The following is a 1,519-nucleotide window of genomic DNA, read 5'->3' as shown; positions in this document are numbered from 1 at the left end:
GCCGTTTGCAGAAAGCGTCGCGCGCCTGTCCGCCCTTCGTGGCATCGGGACGCTTTCGGCCATGACGATCATGTCCGAGACGTGCGACTTCTCCCGCTTCGGTGACGCCGGAAGCTACATGGCCTTCACCGGGCTTACCCCCTCCGAGCACTCGAGCGGGGCGAGCCGGCACCAAGGCTCGATCACCAAGACCGCATCCGGCGCGTGCTCGTGGAGTCCGCCTGGGCCTACCGGCATGCACGGGCGGTCCGCGGCAAGCTCCGTGAGCGTCTCGAGGGGATGCCGCCTGAGGTCTGCGCCTACTCGTGGGCGGCACAGGTGCGGCTCAATCGGACCTTCCGCACGGTCTCGGCGAGGAAAGGGGCACACACCGCGGTCGTGGCGACCGCGCGAGAGCTCTCCGGGTTCGTCTGGGGGCTCATGACCGACAATCTGGGACCCGCGCGGTAGGACACGTCATGCACGCGGGCGGGCGCGAGACTCCGGAGAGATCCTCGATAACGTTATGCGACTCCAGTCAGCGCGCGTCTAGTTTGAGGCAGGCTCCGGTCCGACCGAGATGTGGGGTTGAAATCCCCGGAATGGGGGTAGCGCCTTAGCTCCACCTACCCCAAGATGCTGTGGTGGACAGTTCAGCCGATAGCTCCCCCATGACTCAAGGGCTCGTCGCGGGCGAGGACTACCCGGACACCTACCGGGGCTTTGTCGAGATGTTCCCCGACGACGAGGCGTGTCTGCGCTACATCGAGCGTCTCCGCTGGCCTGACGGCTTCTTCTGCCCGACGTGCGGCTCCTTGGGTGAGCCATGGCGGACGACCAGGGGCCGCCTCGTGTGCAGTTCGTGTCGTCACCAGTCCAGCGTGACTGCGGGCACGATCTTCGACAAGACCCGAACGCCGCTCACCACCTGGTTCGAGACGGCCTGGCATCTGACCACGGCCAAGAACGGGATGTCCGCCCAAACCCTGTCGCGCACCATAGGTACGAGCTACCAGGTGGCGTGGGCCATGTTGCATCGCTACCGGGTCGCGATGGTCCGGGCCGAGCGCGACTTGCTGCACGGTGACGTCGAGGTGGACGAGATCTTCATCGGGGGCATCGACCGCGGCGGAAAGCCGGGTCGGGGTACCCGCAAGTGCATCGTCGTGATCGCCGTGGAGATCAAGCAGCCCAAGGGCTTCGGGAGGGTGCGGATGCGTCACGTCCCCGACGCCTCCGGCACGAGCCTGGTGCCCTTCGTCAGGGACGTGGTGGCGCCCGACTCGGTCGTACTCACCGATGGCTGGCAGGGCTACGGTGCACTGCCCCGGCATGGCTACACGCGAAGGGTGACCGTGCTGTCGGACTCCCGGGATCCCGCGGACGTTGCCATGCCCGGGGTGCACCGCATCGCCTCGCTACTCAAGCGCTGGATCCTCGGCACCCATCACGGCTCGATCGACCCCGCCCACCTTCAATCCTATCTGGAGGAGTTCACCTTCCGGTTCAACCGGCGCAACTCCGGCAACCGCGGACTCGT

2 protein-coding genes are annotated in these 1,519 nt (G+C 66.6%); both read left to right on the top strand.

The window, feature by feature from the left end:
* Positions 1-204: 204 nt before the first annotated feature.
* Positions 205-450, top strand: a complete 246-nt coding sequence (locus tag Q8K99_05510) for a hypothetical protein (GenBank protein MDP2182013.1) — start codon at positions 205-207, stop codon at positions 448-450.
* A gap of 200 nt (positions 451-650) precedes the next feature.
* Positions 651-1,519: IS1595 family transposase (locus Q8K99_05505; protein MDP2182012.1), on the top strand; the 869-nt coding region annotated here is incomplete at its 3' end.

This window comes from Actinomycetota bacterium, assembly GCA_030682655.1.
In the GTDB taxonomy this organism is placed as follows: Bacteria; Actinomycetota; Coriobacteriia; order Anaerosomatales; family JAUXNU01; genus JAUXNU01.
Note: the sequence above shows the minus strand (reverse complement) of the source record. Positions and strands in the feature narration are given on the sequence as shown.